This is a genomic window from Clostridium pacaense, from assembly GCF_020709765.2.
GTDB classification, from domain to species: Bacteria; Bacillota; Clostridia; order Lachnospirales; family Lachnospiraceae; genus Enterocloster; species Enterocloster hominis.
Window position 1 is genome coordinate 1 of sequence record NZ_JAJFEB020000141.1, and the last position, 260, is coordinate 260.

A 260-nucleotide genomic window follows, 5' to 3' on the forward strand; every position below is an offset into this window, starting at 1 on the left:
AATTGTAGTAATCTCCACCAAGTAGGCCTTAAGCACATCTGACTGATACTGCTCCGGCACATCTGCGCCGTAGAATATCTCGGCTACCTCATCCGTGGTCTGGCAGCCAGCAATCCACATGTTAAGTGCGTTACAGTACTTGGTGTGATAGGACACATGCCACATGGCCGCCTGGATGATGGCCTGCATGTCTGTCTCCCCATTTTCCAACTGTATCACTATGGTTCCATCGTTTTCCAACACCACATCCTCCACCCATG

Annotated in this window: 1 pseudogene; it reads right to left on the minus strand. The window is 50.4% G+C overall.

Annotated features, from left to right (window positions below):
* Window positions 1-240: pseudogene (locus tag LK536_RS58830) on the minus strand (hypothetical protein); the annotation flags it as partial.
* Between the last annotated feature and the right edge of the window lie 20 nt (window positions 241-260).